We start from the raw sequence: 2,495 nt of genomic DNA on the forward strand, positions 1-2,495 counted from the left end.
CGGCGACGACACCACCGACGACACCACCGACGACACCACCGCGCAGACCGTCGAGCAGGCCCGAGAGATCGCCCGCTCCTTCCCGACCCCGGAGACCGAGTCGGACGATCCAGCCCACGAGGCCCATCACCTCCAGCTCGCCCGGATGGCCTTCGTCGGCCTGGCCGGAGAGGTCGGGGCGGCGGAGGCCTGGGCGTTGGCGACCCAGGTGGTGGCCCACCGGGTCGCTGCCTCCGGTGAGTGCCGCGCCGACTGCGGTGACAGCATGAGCCACGCCCGGATCCGGGTGCGTGAGCTGGCCGACCTGGTGGACGAGTACGACGCCGTCACCGGTCGCGAGGTGCGGCGCCTGACGACCGACGAGGTTCGCGAGCTGTCGGTCCTGGTGGACCAGGACCGTCCGCTCTTCCCTGTCGGGAGCTAGCCGCGAGCCAGCCGAGCCAGCCGGGGACACCACCGGCCCGCCGGCCCAACGGCATACCGGGAGGGCGGATCAGTCGGTGGCGGCGGTGAGGTTCTCGGACCACCGCTCCTCGACGCGGCCGAACTTCCAGACGGCGATCGCGATCGCCCAGGTGACGACGAACAGCCCGACGATCAGGTATCCCATGTTCTCGAGGTTGAGGGCTCCGATGGCGGCCAGCGGGCCGTGGGTGATCCCCGCCTTGTCGGTGAGGATGGAGATCAGCTCGATGACCCCGATGCCGAGGGCGACCGCGACCGACAGCGCGGTGACCGTGATGTTGTAGTAGATCTTGCGCACGGGTTGGGCGAAGGCCCAGCCGTAGGCGACGTTCATGAACGACCCGTCGAGCGCGTCGAGGAGGGACATCCCAGCGGCGAAGAGGACCGGCAGGACGACGATCGCGTACCACGGAAGTCCTGACGCCACAGCGCCGCCGGCGATGACGAACAGCCCGACCTCGGTCACCGTGTCGAAGCCGAGACCGAAGAGGAAGCCCACGGGATACATGTGCCAGGGCTTGCGCACCGCCTTCGTCACCCGGCCGAGGATGCGGTTGAGGAACCCCCGGTTGTCGAGCTGCCGCTCGAGCTCGGCCTCGTCGAAGTGGCCCTGACGCATCCGCCGGAACACCTTGAGGATGCCGACGAGCGCGACGAGGTTGACCAGGCCGATGATGACGAGGAACAGGCCGGAGATCGAGGTGCCCCAGAGGCCGGTGACCTGCTGCAGCTCGGACTGGTTGTCCTGCAACGCTCCCGCGAGCGCCCGGACGCCGAGCGCGAGCAGCGTCACCATGACGAAGACCACCGAGCTGTGCCCGAGGCTGAACCAGAAGCCGACGCTCATCGGCCGCTCGCCGTCGGTCATCAGCTTGCGGGTGGTGTTGTCGATGGCCGCGATGTGGTCGGCGTCGAAGGCGTGCCGCATGCCCAGCGTGTATGCCGTGATGCCCAGCCCCACGCCGAAGACGCCGGTTGCGACCTGGTAGTGCGCCGGGACGATCAGCCCCAGCAGCACCCCCCAGCCGACGACATGCAGGAGGAGGATGAACAGGCCCATCCGGATCAGGCTGCGGCGTTCGCCGGAGGAGATCGAGAAACGTCGGGCCGTGGTCCCTGATGTCGTCTGCGTCGTCGCATCTGCGGGGCGTCCCGCGACTGAGCTGGTCACGCCGTAACGGTAAGCGGACAAACCCGTTGTTGCAAGCCCCTGGCAACAAACCGGCCCTCAGGTGCCGATCGCCGGCCCGTGCGCATCGGTCGGAAGCTCGTTGTAGGTGTCGGCGCGCACCTGACCCGAGAGGGCGGCGATCGCGTCCATGATCTCGTCCGTGACCTCGCGCCGGGCACGGCCCTGGGGCACGCCGGCATACCGCTCGGCGAAGTAGAGCGGCGGCCCGAACGCGACGCTCACCCTGGCCAGCCGGGGGAAGCGAGCGCCGATCGGCTGGATGTCGGCGGTGCCGGAGAGCGCCACCGGGACGACCGGGACGCCGGCCGTCAGGGCGAGGAAGGCGACCCCGGTGCGGCCGCGATAGAGGCGTCCGTCGCGCGATCGCGTGCCCTCGGGGTAGATGAGGAAGGCGTCACCCGCGCGCAGCACCTCGAGGGCGGAGTCCAGGGACTCCTGCGCGGCCTTCGGGGAGCGGCGGTCGACGGGGATGGCGCCGATCGTCTGCATGAACTCCCGCCGGACCTTGGCGGTCGGACCTGCGCCGGTGAAGTAGTCGTCCTTCGCGAGGAAGCGCACCTGTCGCGGGGCGGCGAGCGGGATGGCGAACGAGTCGATGAACGAGAAGTGGTTGCTCGCGAGCAGGACCCCGCCCGTCGGCGGGACGTTGGCCGTGCCGGTGATCGTGGGGCGGTAGAGCGCGTGGGTCAGCGGCTTGAGCACCAGGTGGCCCGCGCGGTAGAACATGCGCCCGACCCTAGTGGCCCGACCGAGATGCGGCCTGTGAAGGCCTGCCGCTCGACCGAGCCCACCAGGGCGGACGTCGATCCGGTAGGTCAGGCGAGGGCGGCGTCGAGGG

General features: G+C 70.0%; 3 protein-coding genes. 1 reads left to right on the plus strand and 2 read right to left on the minus strand.

The window, feature by feature from the left end:
• A partial coding sequence (locus tag Q0R63_RS05710; RefSeq protein ID WP_295695189.1) for a hypothetical protein occupies nucleotides 1-424 on the plus strand: 424 nt, incomplete at its 5' end.
• Between the two features lie 69 nt (nucleotides 425-493).
• Here Q0R63_RS05710 and Q0R63_RS05715 read toward each other — a convergent pair.
• Together Q0R63_RS05715 and Q0R63_RS05720 are read right to left on the minus strand one after the other, a co-directional pair.
• Nucleotides 494-1,636, minus strand: a complete 1,143-nt coding sequence (locus tag Q0R63_RS05715) for a HoxN/HupN/NixA family nickel/cobalt transporter (RefSeq protein ID WP_295695191.1) — start codon at nucleotides 1,634-1,636, stop codon at nucleotides 494-496.
• Between the two features lie 57 nt (nucleotides 1,637-1,693).
• Nucleotides 1,694-2,383 (minus strand): lysophospholipid acyltransferase family protein, encoded by a 690-nt coding sequence (locus Q0R63_RS05720; RefSeq protein ID WP_295695193.1) that lies wholly within the window; start codon nucleotides 2,381-2,383, stop codon nucleotides 1,694-1,696.
• Nucleotides 2,384-2,495: the final 112 nt, after the last annotated feature.

This window comes from Lapillicoccus sp. (assembly GCF_025353065.1).
Classification (GTDB): Bacteria; Actinomycetota; Actinomycetes; order Actinomycetales; family Dermatophilaceae; genus Lapillicoccus.

Excerpts from the sequence above, each read along its gene's own strand:
- Q0R63_RS05720 (WP_295695193.1), bottom strand. The coding sequence starts at position 2,383 with ATGTTCTACCGCGCGGGCCACCTGGTGCTCAAGCCGCTGACCCACGCG.